General features: G+C 25.0%; 2 protein-coding genes and 1 pseudogene. 1 reads left to right on the top strand and 2 read right to left on the bottom strand.

Annotated features, from left to right (window positions below; translation table 11 throughout):
* Positions 1-84 (bottom strand): annotated as a pseudogene (locus tag Q1J76_RS00855) (IS1595 family transposase); the annotation flags it as partial.
* A gap of 132 nt (positions 85-216) precedes the next feature.
* Here Q1J76_RS00855 and Q1J76_RS00850 point away from each other — a divergent pair.
* Positions 217-1,743 carry a UDP-N-acetylmuramoyl-L-alanyl-D-glutamate--2,6-diaminopimelate ligase gene (locus tag Q1J76_RS00850; protein WP_300377735.1) on the top strand — a complete coding sequence of 509 codons (1,527 nt, stop codon included), beginning with the start codon at positions 217-219 and terminating at the stop codon, positions 1,741-1,743.
* A gap of 59 nt (positions 1,744-1,802) precedes the next feature.
* Here Q1J76_RS00850 and Q1J76_RS00845 read toward each other — a convergent pair whose 3' ends face one another.
* Entirely contained in the window at positions 1,803-2,009 is a 207-nt protein-coding gene (locus Q1J76_RS00845) for a class II aldolase/adducin head domain-containing protein (protein ID WP_300377732.1), read from the bottom strand.
* Between the last annotated feature and the right edge of the window lie 141 nt (positions 2,010-2,150).

The raw sequence follows: 2,150 nt of genomic DNA, 5'->3' as shown, positions 1-2,150 counted from the left end.
AGAAGCTGTTCGGGCTGTAGTTCCTGCAACAAAATGTTCTATTAACTTTAATTGTTTTTCTCGGCTTAATTTACTTCGTTTCATAACTAAATTATAACAAATTTAAGTTATCTAGGACAGCCCCTTTTTATAATATAGAGAGAAAGTAATATATAATTTTTTACTATAAAATTTATAAAATTGTTTTAAATTATAAAAATAAGAATAGGAAAAAATATGAAATTTTTTAAAGAATTAATTAAAGGATATAAAGTATCAAAAGAAAATCAATTAACAAAAGAATGTTTAAATACGGAAGTTAAAGGCATAGCATATAATTCAAAATTAATAAAAAAAAATTATTTATTCGTAGCTATAAAGGGATTAAAAGATGATGGGCATAAATATATAGAAAGTGCAATAAAAAATAAAGCTAGTATTATAATATATGATAATGCTGCTGATAAAAATTTTATAAAAGAATTACAAAATAATTATAGCAATGTATATTTTGTTGCTGTAAAAAATCCTAGAGAATGCCTTGCATATATTTCAGCAATTTTTTTTGATGAACCTACAAAACAAATAAGCACAATAGGAATAACTGGAACCAATGGAAAAACAACTACAACATATTTATTAAAATCTGTACTTGAAGCTAATAAAAATAAAGTAGCTTTACTAGGTACAATAAAGAACATGATTATAAAAACAGAAATAAAAACTAATCTCACAACTCCTGAATCTATTGATTTGGAAAGTATATTCAATAAAGCTAGAAAAAAACAGATATCCCATATAGTGATGGAATCATCATCTCAGGCACTTGCTATGAATAGATGCGATTATTTGAATTATGATACTGCTATTTTTACAAACATAACAGAAGATCATCTTGATTATCATGGAAATATGAGTACCTATCTTAAGGCAAAATTAAAACTATTTTCATTGTTAAAAGAAAGCAGCAAAAAGAAAAAATTGGCTATAGTTAATATAGATACAGATAATTTCAAACAGATTTCTAATTATATAAAAAAATTAGGTATAAAAATGGTTACTTATGGTATTAATGAAAAAGCTGATTATTATGGAAAAGTAATTTCATTAAATTCAAAAAATACAGAATATGAATTTTATGCTAATGGTAAATTCATATCAAAAGTAAAATTATCAATGCTTGGAAGATTTAATATATTAAATTCATTATCTATTTTAGCCTATTGCTGCGAATATAAATTGGATATAGAAAAATCTATAAAAGCTATGAAAAAAGTTCAGGTGGCAGGAAGATTTGAAATAGTAACAAAAGAAAAACATCCTTTCATAGCTGCAGTTGATTATTCTCATACTCCTGACGGTTTGGAAAATATTTTACTAGAAGCTAGAAAATTAAATCCTAATAGAGTAATAACTGTATTTGGATGCGGAGGAGACAGAGATAGAAATAAGCGTCCTATAATGGCAGAAATAGCAGAAAAATATTCTGATATCACTATACTTACAACAGATAATCAAAGAACAGAAGATATAAATCAAATAATGAATGATATAGAAAAAGGCTTCAAAAATAATAATTATAAAAAAATTATAGATAGAAAAGAAGCTATATTTGAAGCAGTAAAAGAGGCTAAAGAAAATGATATAGTTATAATAGCAGGAAAAGGTCATGAAACATACCAAATATTCCCAGATAAAACTATACATTTTGATGACAGAGAAGTTGTAAGAGAAGCATTAGAAGAATTCTATAAAAATATTTAAATTATATAAATTATAAGCTGTGCTATTTAAATTTATGATAGTACAGCTAACTAAAAAATTTAATTTTGACAATAGTAAGAATTTTTACCATGCTTTCTGAAATAATGTTTATCCAATAAATATTGTTCTACTGATTTTGCATTTCCATTTATCTGTACAGTTCTATATGCTATTTTATTAAATTCTTCAACAACAACAGCATTATGAACATCTTTTACCCAACCAAATGTACAATGTGATACCAATATAATGCCATGAATATCCATAGGATTAATATTTCTTTCCTATGAAAGTTTCTATTATAATCAAACCTGTATTTTTTCATAATCACTTTCTATTTCTTATTTACTTAAAGACCTAGCACTGTGTAGGCATAGCAACACCAACTAAAGGTTTAGCACATAACA

It is taken from the genome of Brachyspira sp., assembly GCF_029258575.1.
GTDB lineage: Bacteria > Spirochaetota > Brachyspiria > Brachyspirales > Brachyspiraceae > Brachyspira.
This window is presented reverse-complemented; position numbering and strand designations above follow the sequence as displayed.